The organism is Rhizobium sp. BK289 (genome assembly GCF_014193575.1).
GTDB lineage: Bacteria > Pseudomonadota > Alphaproteobacteria > Rhizobiales > Rhizobiaceae > Rhizobium > Rhizobium tropici_C.
In genome coordinates, this window is record NZ_JACHZO010000002.1 from 141,125 (window position 1) to 163,337 (window position 22,213).

A 22,213-nucleotide genomic window follows, 5' to 3' on the forward strand; every position below is an offset into this window, starting at 1 on the left:
CTTGCCCCCAAGCCTGACCTCTTTTACTGACGACGCCCTCATTGCCTTTGACAATCTTGCCGATCGCGCAGCAGGCCTCGTCAATCCCACAATTCGTCTGGGCGTCACGGGCCTCTCCCGTTCGGGCAAGACCGTCTTTATCTCCTCGCTGGTGCATAATCTTCTGAACGGTGGGCGTCTGCCGCTGCTCGAACCGGTGCAGTCCGGCCGCGTGTCCGCCGTTCGCCTCGAGCCGCAGCCGGACGATGCCGTGCCGCGTTTTCAATATGAGGATCATATTCGCGCGCTCGTCAAAGACCGCATCTGGCCGGATTCGACGCGTGCCATCTCCGAACTGCGTATCACGCTGGATTATCAAAGCGCCAGCGGCTGGAACCGCCTGTTCTCGCCAGGCCGCCTCTCCATCGATATCGTCGATTACCCTGGCGAATGGCTGCTGGACCTGCCGCTGCTTGCCAAGGATTTCCGCATCTTCAGCGAGGAAACGCTGGCTCTGGCCAAATCAGGCATTCGCGCCGAACTGTCACGTCACTGGCTGGAGATAACGGAACAGGCCGATATCGTGGCACCTGCGGATGAAATGAAGGCACGCGACCTTGCGACCGCCTTCGCCGATTATCTGAAGGCCTGTAAATCCGACGAACGCTCGCTTTCCACACTGCCGCCCGGCCGTTTCCTCCTGCCCGGCGATCTCGACGGCTCGCCTGCCCTCACCTTTGCGCCGCTGAAACTGCCGGCCGAAGGCAGCGCTCCGAAAGGTTCACTCTGGACGATGATGGAGCGCCGCTATGAGGCCTATAAGTCCGTCGTCGTCAAACCCTTCTTTCGCGAGCATTTCGCTCGTCTCGACCGGCAGATCGTCCTCGTCGATGCCCTGCAGGCCATCAATCGTGGCCCCGAAGCCGTGCAGGATCTGGAACGGGCGCTGACGGACGTTCTGGCATGCTTCCGTCCCGGCACGAACTCGCTCCTTTCCTCGCTGCTCGGCCGGCGCATCGACCGCGTGCTGGTCGCCGCCACCAAAGCCGACCACCTCCATCATGAAAGCCATGACCGGCTGGAGGTCTTGACGCGCCGCCTCGTCGAAAGGGCCATAGAGCGCATCGGCATGGCCGGAGCCGGTATCGAGGTCATGGCGATCGCCTCCGTGCGCGCGACGCGGGAGGCAACCGTGACCCGCGACGGCCAGACGCTCCCTGTCATCGTCGGCACGCCGATGGACAAGGAAACCATCGCCGGCGAGCTGTTCGACGGCAATCGGAAGACCGCGATCTTTCCCGGCGACCTGCCGGAAAATCCGCGTTGGCTGTTCGAAGCCCTTGAATCGGATGGGTCCAAGGTCCATCTGCCCGAGGTGAACGTCGTGCGGTTCCGCCCGCCGGAACTGGATGAAACCGGCGGCGGCATCAAGCTGTCAGTGCCGCATATCCGCCTTGACCGCGCCATGCAGTTCCTGTTCGGAGACCGTCTCGCATGACGAAGCCGACCGAAAACGAGCCGAACGGTAATCGCCGGCCCGCCGCCTTTGCGCTGGAACCGGACGTCTCCGGAAAAGATGCCGATCTCAGGCCCATCCCGCCGACAGTGCGCAAGCCGCAAAGCTTCAATACCGATGTCGTCCTGACTCCGGACGAAGAAGATCCTTTCATCAATCCGACCCTTGGCGCCGAGGCGGACGGAACCGCCATTGCCAGGCCTCGCCGCACAGGTTTCTCCTTCGGCAAGGTGGCGCTCGGCGCGCTCGGAATTCTCGTTTCGCTCGCCTTCGGTCTCTGGACCGATCAGCTCATCCGCGACTTGTTCAGCCGAGCTGACTGGCTGGGCTATACCGCGCTGGCGACTGTCGGGATCGGCATTCTCGCCGTGCTTGCCATCGTCATCCGCGAAACAGCCGGCATGATGCGGCTCGCCGCCGTGCAGACCATCAAGGCCGAAGCGGAGGCGGCTATCGTGGAGACCCGACCGACCCGCGCCAAAGCGCTGGTGAAGCGTCTCTGCACGCTGCTGGAAGCCAACCCGGATACGGCCAGGGGCCGTGCGACGTTAAAGGCGGCAGAGGATGACATCATCGATGCGCCACAGCTGATCGACCTTGCGGAGCGCGAACTGCTCGGACCGCTCGACCGACGTGCCCGCGCGCTGATTCTTGGCGCCTCGAAGCGGGTGTCGGTCGTGACGGCCGTCAGCCCCCGTGCCCTCGTCGACATTCTCTACGTCCTCTATGAGGCGGCAAAACTGGTCCGCGCCATGGCGGAACTCTATGGCGGCAGGCCGGGCACGCTCGGCATGATCAGGCTGATGCGCGACGTGATCGCCCATCTCGCCGTCACCGGCTCCATCGCCGTCGGCGACAGCATCATCCAGCAGCTGATCGGCCACGGGCTCGCATCGAAGCTTTCAGCGCGTCTCGGCGAAGGTGTCGTCAACGGCATGATGACGGCGAGGATCGGAATAGCGGCAATGGATCTTTGCCGCCCGCTTGCCTTCAGGGCGCTCAAGAGGCCCGGCATCGCCGATTTTGCCGGCGACCTCACGCCGACTATCACCGGCCGCAACACGACGTGACGACCTGAAAATCAGGTGCTTTAGCATCACGGAAACCAAGCATTAACCATTCTGCGGCAAAAGTGGGAACCAGTTTTACGGTTCCGCCTCGCTAGGAAATATCCATGTTTTCGCGTCGATTTCTTCTTGTAAGCAGCTTTGCCGCCGCAGCCCTGTCTACGGGCGCTGGGGTGCAATCAGCCGACGCGGCGCCCCGCGACAAGGCCTTCTTCCAGTCGATCTCAGGCACCTGGAGCGGCCCCGGCGAAATCGTGGCCGGCAAGTACAAGGGCACAAAGTTCACCTGCAATCTCACGGGCAAGCCCTCCGACGGCGGCAATGCCGGCGTCAAGCTCGACGGCACCTGCCGCGTCGGGGTCTTCCAGCAGCCGATGTCGGCCGAGATCACGCAAAACGGCGGCTCCTACAGCGGAAAATTCCTTGACGGCGCGGCCGGCAAGGGTCTCGACGTCACCTCGGGCACGGTCAATGACAATACCGTCGTGCTCGGACTGATCCGTCAGAAGCTGAACGGCGCCATGATCGCTCGCGTTTCGGACAACAAGTCGATGAACGTCACCATCTCGGTGAAGCTCGGCGAACAGATGGTGCCTGTCATCGGCGTCACCTTGAAGCGGGCCGATGTCGACCAGATGGCAGTCGGATCGATCCAGTAAGCTTTGAATATCAATGCCCAAAAGCAAAAGGCCGGCAAACTCGCCGGCCTTTTGCTTTTTTCATATTGCGATTCAGACGGTTCGCCACCAGTCACGGTTTTCATCAGCGACCTCGATGCCCTCGACGTCGACCTCCCGCAACCAGTCGCTGATCTTGCGGCCGTTGACGACGAGATCCGCTGCAAAATCGGCAAGCGGCATCAGCACGAAGCCACGTTCGACCATCCGCGGATGGGGTATGGTCAAGAGCGGCTCAGCCCGCTGCAGATCGCCATAAGTCAGCACATCGATATCGATCGTCCTTGGCCCCCAGCGTTCGATCCGCACCCGCTTCATCTGCCGCTCTATATCGAGGCATACGTCGAGCAGTGCTTCCGGCGCCAGGGTGGTATCGATGGCCGCGCAGGAATTATAGAAAAAGGACTGGTCCGTCTTGCCCCAGGGCGGTGTGCGATAAAGCCGCGACACCGAAACCACATGGCAATCGGCGCGCTGATCCAGTGTGCGAAGGGCGAGCGCCATGGCGCGGACAGGATTGTCCAGATTACCGCCAAGACCGAGCGTCGTCCGCACCGCCAGGTTTTCAGGCAAAATGCTCAATGCTCACCTGCACATAATCGAGGACGCCCGGAACAGGGGCATTGGGTTTGCGCACCGTGATCTTGGCGCGGCGGATACTGGGAAAGCGCCGACACAGCTCCTTCGCCACATCGAGCGCCAGCGCTTCGATCAGGTAGCGGCGGCGTCCGGTCACGATCTCCTCGATGACGGCGAATGCGACTCCATAATTGACGGTATCGTCGATCGAATCGCGCTCCAGCGCATCGCCCGCTTCGACGTCCAGCTCGGCATCGACGAAGAAGCGCTGACCAAGGAATTCCTCCTCGTCATGCACGCCGTGGCGGGCAAAGAAAGCGCAATTCTGCAGAGTAATGGTGTATGTCACGGCGCTCATGGCGTCCCTCCGTTTCGAACAGGCACGACGGCGTCCGAAAAACGCTCCCTACCTTCAAGGATCATGTTTAAGTCTCGCGCGCGTCCTGAGAATAGCATCCGCGACCGCCAGCGCGTCCCTGTTGATTGCGACATTGTGTACGCGGAATAGCGCAGCTCCCTGCAGGCGCAGGATCGCGCTGGTCGCAGCCGTTCCGACATCCCGATCGGACGCATCACGGCCCGTGACGGTGCCGACAAACCGCTTGCGCGAGGTGCCGACCAACAGCGGCAGCTCGAAGCGGAGCAGCGCATTGAACCGCACCATCAATTCCAGATTCTCCTCCGCACTCTCCTTGGCAAAACCAAAACCGGGATCGAGCACGATATTCTGCTTGTTGACGCCCGCCGCCGCGGCGATATCGAGCGATCGGCTGAGGAACAGCATCTGGTCGTCGATCACGTCGGGCAGCTTCGTTCTGTCACGACCGGTATGCATGATGCAAAGCCCGGCACCCGTTTGCGCTGCCACCGCGGCAATATCCGGCTCGCGCTGCAGGCCGAAGACGTCGTTGACGATGTGCGCACCGGCACCGACCGCCAGCCGCGCCGTATCGGCACGATAAGTATCGACCGAGATCAGGGCGTCAGTCCTGCCCCGCAAGGCTTCGATGACGGGCAGCACCCGCCCCTGCTCCTCGCTGGCGCTGACGGCGGCAGCACCGGGCTTCGTCGATTCGCCGCCGATGTCGATGATGTCGGCCCCCTCCTGGACACAAGCCAAGGCATGCCCAACCGCCGCGTCGACGGCCTCGTAATGTCCGCCGTCGGAAAAGGAATCCGGCGTCACATTGACGATCGCCATGATGACACTCTCTTTGCCGAGCTCGAGGCTGCGGCCATGGGCGACATGCCAGGTTTGGCTGCGAAGCTCCGTCACGAACCGTCCCATCCCATTGAAAATGAAAAAACCTTGCGCTTGATATTGCGCTCACAGTGGCTATGCCGCAAGGTTCGCCGAAGTTCAACATGGTAGCGACACGAATGCCGCTTGCGTTCCATAAGATAAGTATTTCGTGTGCTCTGTTGCTCGCGTTCTGCATACCCAGCGTGGCCGATGCGGAAGTCGTCGCCCGCAAATCCATTTCCTATTTCGACATCAAGGGCAGCACGGCCGACGAGCTCGATGCGGCCCTGAACCAACGCGGACCGCTTGCGATGGGTTCCAGCAGCCATCATCCCGGCGCGACGAGAATTCGCTTCGGCGGCAACGCGACCTACAGCGAGGCAAATGGGCGCTGCTATATCTCCAGCGTCAAGGTCACGGTCGATACCGAAATCATCCTGCCGCGCTGGCGCGACCGGCGGCATGCCAGCAAGCAGCTTTCGACGATATGGGACACGTTGGCCGCCGATATCCGGCGCCATGAGGACCGGCACGTCGAGATCGCCCGAGAGCACGCACGAAGAATGGAACGGCAAATCCTGTCCCTGCCGTCGGCGAGCAATTGCGATGCGCTTCAGGAAAAAGCAAATGACGTGACGACGCGGGAAACCGAGCGGCACGACGCCGACCAGGCCCGCTTCGACCGGATCGAGGCGATCAATTTCCAGAACCGGATACAGCGGTTGCTGTACTATCGCAGTCGTCACGGCGGCCAGCGATAGATCACGTCTCCCGCTATTTCAGGGAAATCGCCCACGCACGAGCGCCGACTGTGGGAAAACAGCCACTATTTCTGTGAATCGTCCGGCCGCGCTGCTCTTTGAACTTTACGAGAATCTGAAATAGGTTTTTGCTATCAATTACAGAGATAAACGCACCGGATGATTCGAAAAATACTGGGCGGGATCTCGAAAAAGATCGATTGAGAGTGCCTGCGGCGGCGGGTTTGTTTGCTCTTCGGCGCAGTCGGGTTTGTTTTTCAAAGCATTTGGTAAGTGTTCTCCTGGCGCGTCCTTAAGCCGCAGGTGTTTCCTCCCTTGCCTGTCGGTGATGCGCCCGCCTCGCCTCGCTCGCTAATCAGCTGAGCGAGGCATCTTTTTGGTATAGGACCCCGAAATAAATTGTCCGGTGAGTATCAAGAACTTCGGCGCAGGAAGCGCGCCGGGGAAAGCGTCAGGCCTGACGTTCCGGCACATGCACGACGAGTCCGTCGAGAGCGCTCGTCATCTTGATCTGACAGGAGAGACGCGAATTCGGCCGGACGTCGAAAGCGAAGTCCAGCATGTCCTCTTCCATCGCCTCGGGGCTGCCGACCTTTGCGGTCCAGTCCTCGTCGACATAGACATGACAGGTGGCGCAGGCGCACGCACCGCCGCATTCTGCTTCGATGCCGGGAACGGAGTTTCGTACGGCATTTTCCATCACGGTGGATCCCTCGTCGACATTGAGGTCAAAGCGCGTGCCGTCGAAGGCGACGATGGTCAATTTGGTCATGTGGGTGAATTCCGATATTCGTGAATGAAGGATGATCGGAATTTTACTTCCAACAAATCGCTGGGGCAGTCAACATTTGCGCCGCCGAAACGGTCTACCCGTCTGGCGGCGCTGGCATCAAGTTCAGTTGACCTTCAGGCGGCTCGGTTCAGCGCGAGAGCTTCAGAATGAAATTCTCGGCCTCGACGACACAGGTCGTTACCGCCGCCATGCGCGCGGCATCGCCGGCATCGCTTTCGAGCGCGCCAGCTGCATCGGCCACGCGGAAGGCGCCGACGGCGCCGGCCGCCCCCTTCAGCTTATGCGATGCCGCCTCGATGCGCTTGGGGTCACCGCTGCCGATCTCCTGCAGGCAGGAACGGGCCTGCCTCGCAAACATCTGCAACACCTCGACCTCCAGCGCCTTGTCGCCCATCGTTTGCTTGCCGAGATGGACGAGATCGATCGCCCGCTCCCGCGACGGGGCAGCGCCCCTCGAATTATCGGGAGATTCAAACGCGATATTCAAAGCTGCCATGTGCCAATGCTCCCGTCATTTATCTGTGACTGTTTTAGGGACATGCCGCATAGTTGCGGCCCGGGCATGGCCATCCAGTTAAATTTTGGCACATTGAGGGCCGAAAACTCCAGACATGGTTAACGTCCGTTAAACATGCTCAAAATCTTGAGTTTTCATGGCGTTGAACAGGCAAACAGGGTTAATGCGCCCTTAACGATCCACTGCCTTTAAGGTGGAATTAATTGTCATGACTGGGGGAATGTGTCACTACGATACTAGTAAATTGGGCTTATGGCACATGTCTTTGCCCAGGAAGTGGATGATGGTAATGTTTTCATAACATCCGTTTGAAAAACCAGTTATCCACTCTGAAATGTAACGGGAAATCCAACCTCGATATTGATCGACAGCGGAGGACCCAACGGGAGGCAGGGGTCGTCTTTTCCGGAGCGGCGGAATTACCGGAAAAGACACGGCAAGCCCGAGTGAGTTGTAACGAGGCGTAACCGCATGGCGAACAAAAAGTACATCGAGTCGGTCGAGGACAAGGCCTTCCAGGCATTGGACGAAGCTCTGCAGATCGATTTCAGTGACGAGAGCTTGGAGTCTCGCAGTGCCCCTACACCCGATGTCCCGGAGCAAAAAGTGTCTGAGCCGCCGAAACAGCCGATAAAGCAGAGCAGGGATGATGCAGCCCGCAATACCGGCGGCATGCGCAGCACTGCAGCCCCCGCCGCAACACCTCGCTCCGCCGAGGCGCCGAGAAATCCCAACCTTGCGGCTGCCAATGATGGCAATCGGGCAAGTTCCGCCAGCATCCTGAAGGCGCTGGACAGCGGCTCTCAGAGCCGGGCGGTGCGCAATGCCACGATCTTCTCGCTGTTCTGGATCATCGGCGGCGCCGGTCTCGCCTTCCTCCTCTACGGCACCCAGATCCGAAATATCCATTCCTTCGCCGATCTGGCCGCCCTGCCCGGCGTTATCGCCTGCATCGTCGGCATCATCGTTCCGGTCCTTCTTTTCTATGCTTTCGGCATGATGATCTCGCGCGCGCATGACATGCGCAACGCGGCCCGCTCCATGGCGGAAGTCGCTTTGCGCCTGGTCGAGCCGGAAACGGTCGCCTCCGAGCGCATCATGACGGTCGGCCAGGCGGTACGGCGTGAAGTCTCGGCGATGAATGAGGGTATCGAGCGCACCATTGCGCGCGCCACCGAGCTGGAAACCCTCGTCCATTCCGAAGTCAACGCCCTGGAGCGCAGCTACGCCGACAACGAACTGCGCGTACGCGGCCTCGTCCACGAGCTCGGCACCGAACGCGACGCGATCATCAATCACGCCGAGCGAATCCGCTCGTCGATCGTCGGTGTACACGATCAGATCAAGGAAGATCTGTCGCTGGCGACCGAAGAGATCGCGGTACGCCTTTCCACCTCGGGCGAAGCCTTCGCGTCGATGATCGACACGCGCGCGGCCGTCTTGATGGAAAAGTCGGATTCTGCAGTCGAGGCGCTCGGCACGCTGCTTGCCGCCAAGACCGACAGCCTGTTGCAGAACCTCAATGCCTCCGGTCTGGCGCTGAGCCACGAATTCGATACCCGCCTGGAATCCCTGTCGTCGACCCTTTCCGAACGCGGCAAGGAACTGCTCGGCCACTTCGAAACACGCGCCTCAACCCTTGACGCGAACACCGAAAAGCTGAACTCCGCGCTCAATGAACGTGCCCGCCAGCTCAATGAAACGCTGGTCGCGCGCACGAAGGAAATCAGCGAAAGCCTCACCGGCGGCGAGCGGTCCATCACCGGGACGCTGGACAATGTGCTGTCCCGCCTCAACACTGCGCTCGATGAAAAGGGCGCGAGCTTCCGTCAGAGCCTGCAGTCGACGGCCGATGACGCCATCATGGATATAGACCTGCGCTCCGGCTTTTTCGACGAGCGCTTCCAGTCGACCATCGCGCAGCTTTCGACCGCCTTCGACGAACGCGTATCGGAATTCACCTCCGCCTTCGACAAGCGCGCCGGCTCGCTGGACAGCAAGCTGTCTGAAAGCCTGGCCCGCATCAATCAGAGCCTCGGCAGCAATTCGGATGCATTGGAAGGCATTCTGACCTCCAGCATCGAACGTCTGGGCTCGCATCTCACCGATCAGTCTCTCGCGCTCGCGACCACTCTTGCGACCGGCCAGGAAGTGCTGGAAAGCGCAATCGGTTCCAGGGCCGGAGAGATCACCTCCGCGCTTCAGAATGCCACCAGCGGAATTTCCTCCGCCCTGGCATCGGGCACGAGCGAACTGAACACCACCCTCGCCTCGCATGCCGACGCCTTCACCTCGGCGGTACAAGGGGTCACGCGGGATGTCTCGACCGCGCTGCAAAGCGGCACGGAAGAACTCACCACGGCCTTTGCCGGCCGCGCCAGCGAGATCAACAACACGCTCTCTTCCCGCACGAGCGAAATCACCCAGGCGCTTGGCTCCGCGCATGAACGCATCGATGCCGTTATGGCCGCACGCAGCAGCGCGCTTTTCGGCGCGCTGACCGACAACCAGTCGCGGTTTGAACAAACGCTTGCCGAGCGTTCGCAGGCAATCACCGATGCCGTCAGCGGCTCTCACGAGCACCTGACCGCCGCCCTCGACGAACGCACATCGATGCTGGCGATTTCGCTGGCGGAAAACCAGCTCCGCCTCGAAAATACGCTGGCAAGCCGCGCCGACGCCATCACCGGCGCCGTTACCGATATGCATGGCAAGCTTGCCGACACGCTCGACGACAAGACGATGGCGCTTGCCATCGCCCTTTCCGAAGGTAAGTCCCGCTTGGAAGACGCTGTGTCCGGCCACGCGGATCATGTCGCCGGCACCATGGACGCAAAGACCAAGGAGTTCGCACGCGCGCTTGCCGAAGGTCAGGCGCGTCTCGAAAGCACCGTTTCCGGCCACGCCGAAAGCGTCACGAACGCTCTGGACGACAGAACCATGGCGCTCGCCATCGCGCTTTCCGAAAGCCAGGCAAGGCTGGAGGAAACCGTTTCCGGCCATGCCGAACGTGTCGCCGACACGCTGGACGGCAAGACCGGCGCGCTTGCCGCCGCCCTGACCAGCGGGCAAAGCCGCCTCGAAGAAACGCTCGCCAATCGCGCCGAGGAGATCATCAAGGCGTTTGCCGGCAATCATGCTTCCCTGGTCGACGCTCTCGATGACAGGGCAATGGCGCTCGCCATTGCGCTTTCGGAAAGCCAGGCTCGTCTTGAGGGCGCAATCTCGGGTCACGCCGACCAGGTCACCACCACGCTCGACGACAAGACGATGGCTCTGGCTATCGCCCTTTCGGAGGGTCAGGCACGACTGGAAGACACTGTCGCCGGCCACGCCGAACGGGTTGCCGATACGATGGACAGCAGGACGAAGGCACTGTCCGACGCGCTGACGTCAGGCCACTCCCGCCTCGAGGCCACGCTTGCCAACCGCGCCGAAGCGATCACCAGCGCCTTCACCGGCAATCATGCTGCTCTGGCGGATGCTTTGGACGAAAAGGCGATGGCTCTCGCCATTTCCCTCTCCGATACGCAGTCTCGGCTTGAGGATGCCGTATCAAGCCGGCTGGACGCACTGTCCGAAACGGTTGCCGGAACGCACGACAAGATCGTCAACAGCCTTGACGACAAGACAATGTCCCTGGCGATCGCCCTTTCGGAAAACCACGCGAAACTCGAGGAAACCCTGGAGAACAGCGCCAAGGCCATTGCCCACACCGTCGCCAGCGGCCACGAGGCATTGACCAATACGCTCGATGACAAGAGCATGGCCTTTGCAATCTCGCTCGCCGAAAACCAGAACCGTTTCGAAAGCACTCTGGAAGAGCGCGCCAATGCCCTGCTCGATAGCGTCTCCGGCGCTGAAGCACGGGTTGCCGGCGCCTTCGGCGACAAGGCGGACGCAATCCGTGCCGCCTACAGCGAAAATCAGGATCGTCTCGATCGCTCGCTCGCAGTTCATACAGAAGCCCTGTCCGGCTTGCTCGGGAGCAGCAGCGATCGTATCGAAACCGTTCTCGGCTCCACGACGCGCCAGCTCGAAAATACGCTTGGTGTCGGTCTGTCTCAGATGGACGAGAACCTTGCTTCCGCCTACGAGCGCATGCGCTCGACACTGGAAGATCGCAGCAACGCGATCAGCCTGACTCTGCGGGACGCCCATGAGCAGATCGACAACACGCTTATGGAGCAGACGACAGCCATCGGCACCTCCATCGCCACAAGCGCCAGCATGCTCGAAATGTCGCTGGAGGACCGCGAGGCATCGCTGCGTCGGACCATCGATGCAAGCGCAAGGACATTGGAAGAACGCCTTAACAGCGGCGCGGGCGACGTTGCCGGCCGCATCCAGCAGGCCGCCGGCGACATCCAGCGTTCGGCCGAGACCTTCTCGTCCAACCTCAACCAGACGATCGAGGGCATGACCGGCCGCTTCGCCGAGACCGGCTCCCGCGTCGAGGCGAGCCTGTCGGCTCTTGAGAACCGGATCCACGAAGGCGTCACGGGCGTCACGGCCCAGGTCGACGCGGCCGGCAACCGTCTCTCCGAAACGCTGGCGAGCGGCGCCGCCCAGATCGACAATAGCGGCAGCCAGGCCGCGGCCCGCATCGAAGAGCGCCTGTCGACCATGGATCGCGCCCTCAATGTCGGCCTTGAAGCCGTCAACCGCACGATCGAGGGCAAGGCCGCCAATCTCGCGACAACGCTGCGCACGGCCGTTGCCGATGCAGCCCAGGGCATGGATACGGAGGCAACGCGTACGGCCGAGCTGCTTGCCAATACCGGCCAGCAGTTCGCGGACAACCTCGGCAATCACAGCGACGCGTTCGCACGCGCCATGACCGAGCGCTCCAACGATCTCGTCAATCGCGTCTCGGAAACACAGAACCGCTTGGCGAGCCAGGCCGCGGCTGTCGCCCAGACTTTCTCGGAAGCGGGCAACGCAATCGTCAACAAGGTTGCCGAAGCCGAAGGCCTCGTCAGCAACCAGGTCAACACGATCTCGCAAGCCCTGTCTTCGGCAGAACAGTCGCTGGAAGCGCGTGGCGCGGCCATCCGCAATACGCTGACCGGCGGCAGCGAGCAGATTGCCGCCACGATGGCACAGGTCGAGCGCGCGCTCGACGAGCGCAGCACGGCCATCCGCACCTCCCTGGAAGAGCGTGCCCGCGAGATCGACGCAACCCTTACCGGCGTCGACAACGCGCTGGAAGCCCGCGGCGCATCCATCCGCACATCGCTCGACGAGCGCACCCGCGAGCTCAATTCGATGCTGGCTGGACGCTCCACGGAGCTCTCCCGCCTCATCGACGAAAAAGCCCGTCCGATCGTCGATCGCTACGCGGCAACAGGCCAGGAAGCGGCAGCCCTGATCTCGGCAGCCGCCCAGGAAAGCACGGAACGCCTGCGCGCCGAAAATGCCGCCTTGATCAACGCGATCGCATCGCGCACGGAACATGCGGTCAATACGGTCAGTGCGCTCGAGAACAACCTGCTTGCAAGCGTCAACGGCATCATCGCCCGCCTCGCCGAGAACAATTCCGCGATCGCTGGACTGCTGACCAATGCCGCGACCGAGTTCGCGACCGTTGACGATCGTCTCACCGCGACGTCGACGCGCTTCGCCGAATCCGCGGCGAAAGCCGGCGAGATGGTTTCAGCCTCCAGCCGCCTTCTCGAAGGCAAGGTCGACAAGCTGTCCGAAATCACCGGCCAGACGCTGTCGCAGGTCGGCAGTATCGTCGGCCGCTTCGACGATCACTCCAAGGTTCTGACGCAGGCTTCCCAGCTTCTCGGTGCGGCACAGTCGAACCTCGTCTCGACGCTGGAAGAGCGTGAGACAGCATTGCAGAACCTTGCCGTCGGCCTCGTTCAGCGATCGGAAGAGATCGAGAACACCATGCGCGCCCTCGGCACCATGGTGGAAACCGCCTTCGACCGTGCCGAGCAGCGCTCCAATCAGGTCACCGGCAATCTGCGCCAGAGTGTCCAATCCTCCTTCGCAGACATCGGTCGTGTCCTCTCCGAGACGGAGAAGCGCGCCGAAGATGCCGCGGAGAACATGCGCGCCGCATTGCACAAGGCCGGCGAGGACGCGAGCCAGGCTGTCGAAAGCACCTTCGCCAATACCGAACGCCGCTCCAGCGAACTGACAAACCGTCTGCGCGGCGGCCTCACGGCGTCGCTCTCCGAGGTCGAGCAGATGCTCGCCGATGCCGGCAAGACTTCCGATACGGCCGCACAGCAGCTGCGCGAGACGCTGCGTGTCGCCGTCGATGACGCTATCGGCCGCTTCGCCGGTGCGACGGACGAGATCCGTCGCTCGGCCGGCGATATTCGCCGCGAACTCGACCTTACCCGCAGCGAATTGAAGCGCGGTGCCTTCGACCTTCCGGAAGAAGCGAAGGAAAGCGCTGCTGCCATGCGCCGCGCCGTCGCCGAACAAATCAAGGCGCTGCAGGATATCTCTCAGATCGTTGGCCGCTCGACGCAGCAGCTGGAGATTTCCGAGCCGTCGGCCCGCGCTCTGGCGGATGCACAGCCGGCCCAGCGCCCGCAGCCGGCGGCTCCCGCCCCGGCTCCGGCTGCCGCCGCTCCCCGACCGCAGCAGCCTGCCCCCCAGCAGCCGGTGCCGCAGCAGCCTTCGATCGAGTCCCTGGGTCTGCGCGGCTCCATCCCCGCAGAGCGTCCGGCGGCTCAGCCGCAACGTCCCGTCGAAACGCCAGCCGCTGCCCGCCAGGAAGCAGCCGGCGGCGGCTGGATCAGCGACCTGCTGCGTGGCGCCTCGCGTGACGAAAACGCCGGTCTGCAGCCGGCGCGCCAGGCAACATCGAAAGCACCGGCGGAACCGGCACCCGCCGCACGCAATCCGCGCCATGTCGTGGAATCGCTGAACTCGCTCTCGGTCGATATCGCCCGCGCCATCGATCACGACGCGTCGGTCGACCTGTGGCGCCGCTACCAGCGTGGCGAACGCGATGTGTTCACCCGCCGCCTCTACACGCTCAAGGGCCAGCAGACCTTTGACGAAATCAAGCGCAAGTATGACCGCGAGCCCGAATTCCGCACGGCAGTCGATCGCTACATCGCCGATTTCGAAAAACTGCTCGCCGATGTCCAGCGTACGGACCGCGATCGCACCGTCACGCAATCCTATCTCACGTCGGATACCGGCAAGGTCTACACGATGCTGGCCCACGCAGCCGGCCGCCTGAACTGAGGCAAAGATAAGAAACGAATACTCAATCCCCGGCTCGAGAGCCGGGGTTTTGATTCAATGCCTTCTTCCCATTTGACGGCATGAAAAAGGGCGGTCCCGAAGGCCGCCCCTGCTTCGCCTGCCAATGATTGCGCCCGATTTACCGGGCCTCATGCACCTTCGAAATCAGCCCGCTGGTAATGCCGACAAGCAGGAAGCTGTTCTTGAGGCGAACCCAGTGATAGCCGCGCGGAGGCGTGGACAGCCGGTAGGCGCGGTAGTCGATTTCCGTTGCGCGGCGGCGGTCGGAGGCCGACAGGCGGCGCCCCTTGACCCAACCGCCCTTGCGGATAACGACCTTCTTCTTCACCGCCTCTTTCTGAACGACGGCCTGCTTGCCGGCAGGAGCCGGCTTGACCTGCGCTGTCGCAGCCAGCGGCATCGCCAGAACGGAAGCCGCAAGAAGGGCGGTGAAGATTTTTCTCATTGGTTGTTTCCTCATTTCAGAATCTGCACGCGAACTTACCGTGACAGACATGAAACGAGTCTGACAGTCGAATTACAATTCCGTAATAGAGGCGACGGCAGGCAGGTTTTCCATTGCATTGCCGGAAGTCATCGCCCTCACAGTTCATCGTAGTTGAACCAGTCGAAATCCGCTGTCTTTGCCCGGCCGGATGTGTCGAAGGCAAACATGCCGACGAAAGCACCGGTGAAGGAACCGTGCTCGCCGCGCCCGCCCTCATCCGAGATGACGCCGGCATCGAGGACCGGCCCGATAGCCTGCCATGCGCCCATCCCTTCCGCCTGCCAGAAGAACTGTAGGTCGTTGTCGCGCACCTCCATGGCAAGCTGGATCCTTCCATCGGACACGGCAACCCCGCCCTCGATCGGAAAACTCAGGCGGCCGTTCGGATAATCGCCCGGGCAGGTCATGATGGTGACGCAGCGGCCGAGCTTCTCGTGCTGGGTCACGGCAATGGCATGCAGCTTGAAGCGATTGTAGTAATGCGTCAGGCCAGCGACCTGCTGATAGGTGTCGGGCTCGAAATCGACGACGGTTTCGGCCCGAAAGCTGTGATGCTCCTGCCGGCGGGCGACAAGCGCTTGCTCGAACCAGGAACCGATGCTCTCGCGGGCGATAAGCCGCAAATGGCCAGGACGTTCCGTTACGCTGAAGATGCGTTCAGGCTGCGGTGTGCGCAGCCATTGGAAATCCATCGGCAGTCTGGCCTCATCGAAATTGTAACCGCTGCGGCGCGGCTTTTGGACCAGCACGGCACCGTTCAAGCCTGCGACCTCGACATCTGGAACGCTGGTGCCGTTTTCGAGATAGAGCCAGCCATCCTCCTTCCACACACATTTCTGCAGAGCCGTCTCGCGGCCGAGCGTGCAGCGACGATGCGGCGGCAGAGGCCGCCCGCAAAGATGCGTATGGTAGAACTGCCCGTCATGCGTCTCGACATACTGGCCATGGCCCGCACGTTGCAGCGCCGCCTCCGGATGATCCTTCGAGGTAATCAGGTGCTTGTTCGGATGCAGTTCGTACGGCCCGGCAATATCGCGGGATCGGGCCATGGTCACGGCATGATCGTAACCGGTGCCGCCCTCCGCCGTGGTCAGGTAGTACCAGCCGTTACGCTTGAAGAGATGCGGCCCCTCGACCAGCCCCAGTTCCGTGCCGGCAAAAATGTTCCTGATCGGCCCCTTCAACGATTTCGTCGCCGGGTCCCATTCCTGCAGCAGGATGCCGTCGAAGGCCGGTGTCTTCGGCGAGCCACCATAGCTCTCGGTACGATGGTTCCATTGCATGTTGACGAACCACTTGCGGCCGTCATCGTCATGGAACAGAGACGGGTCGAAACCGGAGGAGTTGACATAGGCCGGTTCGGACCATTCGCCTTCGATGGTCGGCGAGGTCACGATGTAGTTATGGGCATCTTTAAAATTGCCGTCATAACGTTTGACGTCGGTATAGATGAGCCAGAACAGCCCGTCCGCGTAAGAGAGGCAGGGCGCCCAGATGCCGCAGCTATCGGGTTCGCCGCGCATGTCGAGTTGCGAAGCGCGCTCCAGCGGCCGCCTCACGAGCGTCCAGTTCACCAGATCGCGGGAGTGATGGATTTGGACGCCCGGATACCATTCGAATGTCGAGGTGGCGATATAGTAGTCCTCGCCGACGCGGCAAATGGACGGGTCGGGATTGAAGCCCGGCAGGATCGGATTGCGGATCATGAAATTCTCTCCTCCGGAGACCGTAACAAGCGGCAATTAAGGTAAAACGCCCGGAAACCGGTTCCGGGCGCCTTGGGATGATCAATCGCGTTCGGCGGATTTGGCCCAGAGATTGATGTCGGCCTCCTTGGCATAGACATCGATCTGCTTCAGCTCTTCGGCCGTGAAGTCGAGATTATCGAGCGCCTTGACACAATCGACGATCTGCGACGAACGGCTGGCGCCGATCAGAGCCGATGTGATGCGGCCGCCCCGCAGAACCCAGGCGATCGCCATCTGCGCCAGCGTCTGGTTGCGCTTCTCTGCGATCTCGTTGAGCTTTCTGATGTTGTCGATAATCGACGGGCGGATGAAGTCGCGCTTCAGGAAGTGGTTCTGCGCCGCGCGGCTGTCGTCCGGAATACCGCCGAGATACTTGGTCGAGAGCATGCCCTGAGCCAGCGGCGAGAAGACGATCGAACCGATACCGAGATCTTCGAGCGTGTCGACCAGACCGTCATCCTCGACCCAGCGATTGAGCATGGAATAGCTCGGCTGATGGATCAGGCATGGCGTGCCGAGGTCCTTGAGGATGGCGGCAGCCTCGCGCGTGCGCTGCGAATTATACGAGGAAATGCCGACATAGAGCGCCCTGCCCGAGCGAACGATATGGTCGAGCGCGCCGCAGGTCTCCTCCAGCGGCGTATCCGGATCGAAACGGTGCGAATAGAAGATATCGACATAGTCGAGGCCCATGCGCTTCAGGCTCTGGTCGCAGGAGGCAATCAGATACTTGCGGCTGCCCCACTCGCCATAGGGACCCGGCCACATGTCATAGCCTGCCTTGGAGGAGATGATCAACTCATCGCGCAAGCCCGCGAAATCGGTGCGAAGAATCTCGCCGAACGCCGTCTCGGCGCTGCCGGGAGGCGGTCCGTAATTGTTGGCGAGGTCGAAATGGGTAATGCCGAGATCGAAGGCCGTGCGGCACATATCGACCTTGCGGTCATGCGGCGTATCGCCGCCGAAATTGTGCCAGAGCCCCAGCGAGACCGCCGGCAGCTTGAGACCGGAACGGCCGGTCCTGTTGTACTTCATTTTTGAATAGCGATCGGATGCCGGTTGCCAGGCCATGATGGAATTCCTTCGAGATGAAAAAGCGCGCGGGGTTGGTCACCCGCGCGCAAACTAGCTCTTCCAGCGCCTACTTCAAGAGCGCCTGAGCCTCTTCGATGCCAAGCGCTGCCGGCTGCGTGCAGGTCGTGCTGAGATCGATGAAACGGCCCTCTTCGCCCGACTTCAGGATCGATGTCATGACATCGACGCCATGCAGCGTGCGATCGAGCGAGCAACGGGCATCACGTCCGTCGATCAGCGAGGCAGCAAGATCGGCGAGGCCGGCCGTGCGATAGTTGGCGCGCGGACCGCTCGGGCTTTCCTGATTGGCGATACCGAAAGGATGCGCCCAATTTTCCAGCGGCTTGATGTCCTTGTCTCGGCCGCTCGCCTCGACGGTGCCGCCGAAGAAGTTCGGATCGGGCACGTAGAGCGAGCCCTCGGTGCCGTAGAGCTCCATATTGGCATGGCGGTGCGACCACACATCCCAGCTCGCCGTCAGCGTGATCCGGGCGCCACTGACGAATTCCAACAGCGCCTGGATCGTCGTCGGGGTCTTAACCGGAATGATCTCGCCATGACGCGGCTGGCTGGTAATGGTGCGGGTCGGCGATGCCATGGAGGTCATCGCACCAACACGCTTCACCGGGCCGATCAGGTTGATCAGATTGGCGATATAGTAAGGGCCGAGATCGAGGATCGGGCCGCCGCCGGGCAGGAAGAAGAAGTCCGGGTTCGGATGCCACATTTCCATGCCTGGGCTCATGACATAGCATGCGCCCGAAGTGACACGGCCGATGCCGCCGTCGTCGATGAATTTGCGGGCGAGCTGATGCGCACCGCCGAGGAAGGTATCGGGAGCGCAGCCGACTGCCAGCCCCTTCTCTTTGGCGATGCGGCGCAGCTCCTCGCCCTGCTCCAGCGTCAGCACGAGCGGCTTTTCGGAATAGACATGCTTGCCGGCTTCGAGGATGCGCTTGGAAACGGGGAAATGCGCATCCGGGATGGTCAGGTTGACGATGACGTCGAGCTCGTCATTGGCGAGCAGTTCGTCGATGGTCTGGGCCTTGACCTTGTATTCCTCGGCGCGCAAACGCGCCGCATCCATGTTGATATCCGCGCAGGCCAGCACCTTCAGGCCCTTGAAGAGCGGCGAGAGCGAGAAATAGGTCGTTGAGATGTTGCCGCATCCGATGATGCCGACGCCAAGTTCCTTAGCCATGTGGAAATGCCTCAAAAGCTCTTGAAGGATGCGATGGAGCGCGTGATCAGACGATCGACATCGCTCGGATTGTCATGTTCGACGACGAAGTGCTTGGCCTTGGTGCCGGCGAGCGCCTTGAGCAGCCTTGCCCATGGAACAGTGCCGTGTCCGACATCGGCCCAGCCGTCTTCATTCTTGTTCTCGCCCGCCGGCGCAATGTCCTTCACGTGAACGGCGGTGATGCGCGGACCGAGCTTTTCGATCCAGGCGAAGGGATCGCCGCCGCCACGGATGACCCAAGCAATATCGGCTTCCCAGGAAATATCCGGAGCGCCTTCGAAGATCTGTTCGATCGGCAGCGAACCGTCGGCCTGCTTGACGAATTCGAAGTCGTGGTTGTGCCAGCCGAATTCGAAGCCCGCATCCTTGTAGGGCTTGCTCATTTCATGCAGGCGCTTGCCGAAGGCGCGCCAGCCGGCGGCATCCTTCGGGCGCTGATCAGCAGCGATATGCGGCGCATAGATCGAATCCATGCCGAGCGTCTTGGCAATGGTCAGCGACTTCTGCACTTCGCCGTCAAGGAAATCCGGGCTGAAATGGCCGCTTGCCATCCGCAGGCCGTTCTTGTCGAGTTCGGCGCGCAGGTTCTTGAGGCCCGCCTCATCGAGATCGGCATAGATGCCGCCGAAGCCTTCGACTTCGGCGTAGCCGGCCTTGCCGAGCTTGACGAAGATCTCCGAATAGGGCTGGAAATTGCGGGCGCTGTAAATCTGAAATCCAAGTTTCGTCATCAATAGTCCTCCAATGGCCTTCGGGCCGTCTATCTTGGGGCTTGGGGCCCCGAAAGCGCCGCCACTGCGACGCGATGGCTCAATCCACCGACTGGCTGGATTGCAAATCGTAGATGCGGAATTCGGGCACGCCGCTTGCGAGCGGCTTGGCTGGCGTGAACACGACGCGGCGGCTTTCGCCGGCGGCAAGATCGAAGGCGTTGTCGGAATAACGCCCTTCCGCCTCGCTCTCGATCATCACGAACAGCGCAAGTCCCTTGGTGGTGACAGTGAGTTCCACTGTCCCGTTTTCCTCTTTCTCCTCCCGCAGCACCGTCAGCCCGGCAGGCTGAAGCTCGAGCGCCTTATAGGTGCCGTGGACATAGTGCCCCTCGCCGCCCATGCCGTTCGATGCGGTGAAGCGCCACGCCAGCAGGCAATCCGCCGGCACTTGATCCGCGTCGATCGATAATGCCGTGACGGCAGCATCCGGCGTGCAGACGGCATGCGCCGTCGTCAGCGGCACACGCTCGCCGTCGAGCTTCAGCAGCGATACCGAAATATCGGCCATGATGTCGGCATTGGTATCGTTGACCAGAGAAAAGCGGATCGTCTTGTTGTCTTCGGAGGGAATTGCCGCGACGGATACGGGCTGGAAGAAGCGCCGCACCAGATAGTGCATCACCTTCCATCGGCCGCCGTAATCCAAGCTGGACCACGAAGCGACAGGCCAGGTGTCGTTGAGCTGCCAGTAGATCGTACCCATGCAATGCGGCTTCAGCGACCGCCAATATTCCACCGCCGTCTTGATGGCGAGGCCCTGCTGGACCTGGCTCAGATAGACGAAATTCGGGAAATCCTTCGGGAAGCGAAAATAGCGGAACATCGTGCCGGCAATCCGCTCGTTGCCGCCGGCGTTCTTCTGGTGCAGCTCCATGACCGGAGAGGCGATATTCATATCCTTCGCCTCGGCATAGGTCTTGATGACGGGCAGTGAGGTGTAGGACTGGAAGCCGAATTCCGAGCAGAATCGCGGCCGCACGGAGCGATAATTGTCGAAGGATTTGTTCTCGTGCCAGACCGACCAATAATGCATGTCGCCGGAGCCATCGGCATGCCAGGCGTCGCCGAAATTGAGATAACCCGAAGCCGGGCTCGACGGCCACCAGATCGCATCCGGCAGGGCCTTCTTCATTGCCGTCTCGATCGTCCTGTTCAGGCGATCGTAGGAGACGAGATAGCGATCCCGATCTTTGCGGGACTCCTCGAACCAGGTGAGCGCGCCCACCAACTCATTATCACCACACCAGAGAACGATGGAGGGATGCGTCGCAAGCCGGCGAACCTGATAGCCAACCTCCTCCTCGACATTCTCAAGAAAATCACCCGTCGACGGGTAGAGATTGCAGGCGAACATGAAATCCTGCCACACCATCAACCCCAGTCGGTCGCAAGTATCATAGAACCAGTCATGCTCGTAGAAGCCGCCGCCCCAGACGCGGATCGCATTCATATTGGCATCGACGGCGGATTGCAGCAGATCCTCGGTCGCGGCCGGGTTGGAGCGGGAAAACAGTGCGTCGGCGGGAATCCAGTTCGCGCCACGGGCAAAGATCTCGCGGCCATTGACCTTCAAGGCAAAACGGCTGCCCGCTTCATCCTCCGTGGTGATCAACTCCACCGTGCGCAGGCCGATCTGGCGGGTGACGGTTTCGAAATTGGTTTCCACCGAAAGCGTATAGAGCGCCTGTTCGCCATTGCCGGCCGGCCACCAGAGCTTCGGCTTGTCGACATGGAAGAAGTGAGTGATTGAGGTTTCGCCGGCATTGACGCCGACGTCGAGGCGCACGCGCTCGTCGCCGAGCGAGAAATAGAGTTGCGCAATCCCCGTTCCCTTGGCAAATAGCGCCACCGTCACCTTGAGATCGACGGAGCCGTCGTCATTATGGATCTGTTGCGTGACGACATTCTCGATACGGGCGATCTCGAGCTTTTTCAGTGCAATGGTGCCGTAAAGGCCGAGCGGCGCAATCGCGATGTTCCAGTCCCAGCCGAAATGGCACTGCGGCTTGCGCAGCATGTTGCCGTTCGGGATCGGCGAATTACCGGTGCTGTAGGGAATGTAGAAGGGCTGCTTCGCCTGCAGGGCGGCTCCGGCAGCGATACTCGAATGCAGGACGATGCGAATGGTGTTCTCACCCGCCCTCAGCGCCTTCGAGACATCGGGACGATAACGCTGGAAGCAATTATCGGCCTCCAGCACCAGCGTATCGTTGACATAGACGCTGGCGACGGTGTCGAGATAATCGATATCGAGATACCAGTCGCCGCCCGCGTCATCCAGCGTGAAGCTGCGTGTCAGCTCCCAATCCTGCTGGGCGACCCACTGCATGACCTCTTCGTTGCGGCCGAAATAGGGATCGGGAATAAGCCCTTCCGCATGCAGGGCCGTGTGGACGTCACCGGGCAGCGACATGGCAAGCGAATGATCGCTGTCGGGAGAGGTCAACCTCCAGGATCCGGCCAGATCGACGGTGAAGTTATCATTGAGCGAAGACGACATCGGACCTCCTCGGACCG

The 22,213-nt window shown here is 61.4% G+C and carries 16 protein-coding genes; 5 read left to right on the plus strand and 11 right to left on the minus strand.

The window, feature by feature from the left end; genetic code table 11:
- The first annotated feature begins 1 nt into the window (after position 1).
- From FHT84_RS04460 to FHT84_RS04470, 3 genes are all read left to right on the plus strand, one after another.
- Complete coding sequence (locus tag FHT84_RS04460; protein WP_169645090.1) at positions 2–1,477, plus strand: YcjX family protein; 1,476 nt, start codon at positions 2–4, stop codon at positions 1,475–1,477.
- The gene (locus FHT84_RS04465) at positions 1,474–2,565 is read left to right on the plus strand and encodes a TIGR01620 family protein (RefSeq protein ID WP_169645089.1); all 1,092 of its coding nucleotides are present in this window, start codon (positions 1,474–1,476) and stop codon (positions 2,563–2,565) included. The genes FHT84_RS04460 and FHT84_RS04465 overlap by 4 nt, the downstream gene beginning before the upstream one ends.
- A 104-nt stretch (positions 2,566–2,669) precedes the next feature.
- On the plus strand, positions 2,670–3,221 hold the full coding sequence (locus FHT84_RS04470; RefSeq protein ID WP_183761367.1) for a hypothetical protein: 552 nt from the start codon (positions 2,670–2,672) through the stop codon (positions 3,219–3,221).
- Between the two features lie 72 nt (positions 3,222–3,293).
- Here the strand turns inward: FHT84_RS04470 and folK are convergent, their stop codons facing one another.
- The 3 genes from folK to folP are packed head-to-tail and all read right to left on the minus strand — an operon-like array spanning position 3,294 to position 5,019.
- The gene (gene folK / locus FHT84_RS04475; protein ID WP_181592266.1) at positions 3,294–3,812 is read right to left on the minus strand and encodes a 2-amino-4-hydroxy-6-hydroxymethyldihydropteridine diphosphokinase; all 519 of its coding nucleotides are present in this window, start codon (positions 3,810–3,812) and stop codon (positions 3,294–3,296) included.
- A complete protein-coding gene (gene folB, locus FHT84_RS04480; RefSeq protein WP_112339979.1) occupies positions 3,805–4,176 on the minus strand; it encodes a dihydroneopterin aldolase in 372 nt (123 codons plus the stop codon). Before folB ends, folK begins: the two co-directional genes overlap by 8 nt.
- Before the next feature lie 54 nt (positions 4,177–4,230).
- Entirely contained in the window at positions 4,231–5,019 is a 789-nt protein-coding gene (folP, locus tag FHT84_RS04485) for a dihydropteroate synthase (protein WP_245430229.1), read from the minus strand.
- Between the two features lie 179 nt (positions 5,020–5,198).
- Between folP and FHT84_RS04490 the strand changes: the two genes are divergently transcribed.
- On the plus strand, positions 5,199–5,822 hold the full coding sequence (locus FHT84_RS04490) for a DUF922 domain-containing protein (RefSeq protein ID WP_112340024.1): 624 nt from the start codon (positions 5,199–5,201) through the stop codon (positions 5,820–5,822).
- A gap of 451 nt (positions 5,823–6,273) precedes the next feature.
- Here the strand turns inward: FHT84_RS04490 and FHT84_RS04495 are convergent, their stop codons facing one another.
- Together FHT84_RS04495 and FHT84_RS04500 are read right to left on the minus strand one after the other, a co-directional pair.
- The gene (locus FHT84_RS04495; protein ID WP_112339981.1) at positions 6,274–6,594 is read right to left on the minus strand and encodes a 2Fe-2S iron-sulfur cluster-binding protein; all 321 of its coding nucleotides are present in this window, start codon (positions 6,592–6,594) and stop codon (positions 6,274–6,276) included.
- 148 nt (positions 6,595–6,742) lie between these two features.
- Positions 6,743–7,111, minus strand: coding sequence for an Hpt domain-containing protein (locus FHT84_RS04500; RefSeq protein ID WP_112339982.1), 369 nt, complete (start codon positions 7,109–7,111; stop codon positions 6,743–6,745).
- Between the two features lie 492 nt (positions 7,112–7,603).
- Between FHT84_RS04500 and FHT84_RS04505 the strand changes: the two genes are divergently transcribed.
- Positions 7,604–14,350, plus strand: coding sequence for a hypothetical protein (locus FHT84_RS04505; RefSeq protein ID WP_183761364.1), 6,747 nt, complete (start codon positions 7,604–7,606; stop codon positions 14,348–14,350).
- Between the two features lie 139 nt (positions 14,351–14,489).
- On the opposite strand, the gene FHT84_RS04510 is transcribed toward FHT84_RS04505, so the two are convergent.
- The 6 genes from FHT84_RS04510 to FHT84_RS04535 form a co-directional block, all read right to left on the minus strand.
- Complete coding sequence (locus FHT84_RS04510; protein WP_112339984.1) at positions 14,490–14,816, minus strand: RcnB family protein; 327 nt, start codon at positions 14,814–14,816, stop codon at positions 14,490–14,492.
- 137 nt (positions 14,817–14,953) lie between these two features.
- On the minus strand, positions 14,954–16,564 hold the full coding sequence (locus FHT84_RS04515) for a glycoside hydrolase family 43 protein (RefSeq protein ID WP_183761361.1): 1,611 nt from the start codon (positions 16,562–16,564) through the stop codon (positions 14,954–14,956).
- A gap of 81 nt (positions 16,565–16,645) precedes the next feature.
- The gene (gene mgrA, locus FHT84_RS04520; protein ID WP_112339986.1) at positions 16,646–17,677 is read right to left on the minus strand and encodes an L-glyceraldehyde 3-phosphate reductase; all 1,032 of its coding nucleotides are present in this window, start codon (positions 17,675–17,677) and stop codon (positions 16,646–16,648) included.
- Between the two features lie 70 nt (positions 17,678–17,747).
- Positions 17,748–18,881: a Gfo/Idh/MocA family oxidoreductase gene (locus tag FHT84_RS04525; RefSeq protein WP_112339987.1), complete on the minus strand. Its 1,134-nt coding sequence runs from the start codon at positions 18,879–18,881 to the stop codon at positions 17,748–17,750.
- Between the two features lie 11 nt (positions 18,882–18,892).
- Entirely contained in the window at positions 18,893–19,654 is a 762-nt protein-coding gene (locus FHT84_RS04530) for a sugar phosphate isomerase/epimerase (RefSeq protein ID WP_169645082.1), read from the minus strand.
- Between the two features lie 79 nt (positions 19,655–19,733).
- On the minus strand, positions 19,734–22,196 hold the full coding sequence (locus tag FHT84_RS04535; RefSeq protein ID WP_169645081.1) for a glycoside hydrolase family 2 protein: 2,463 nt from the start codon (positions 22,194–22,196) through the stop codon (positions 19,734–19,736).
- Positions 22,197–22,213 lie beyond the last annotated feature (17 nt).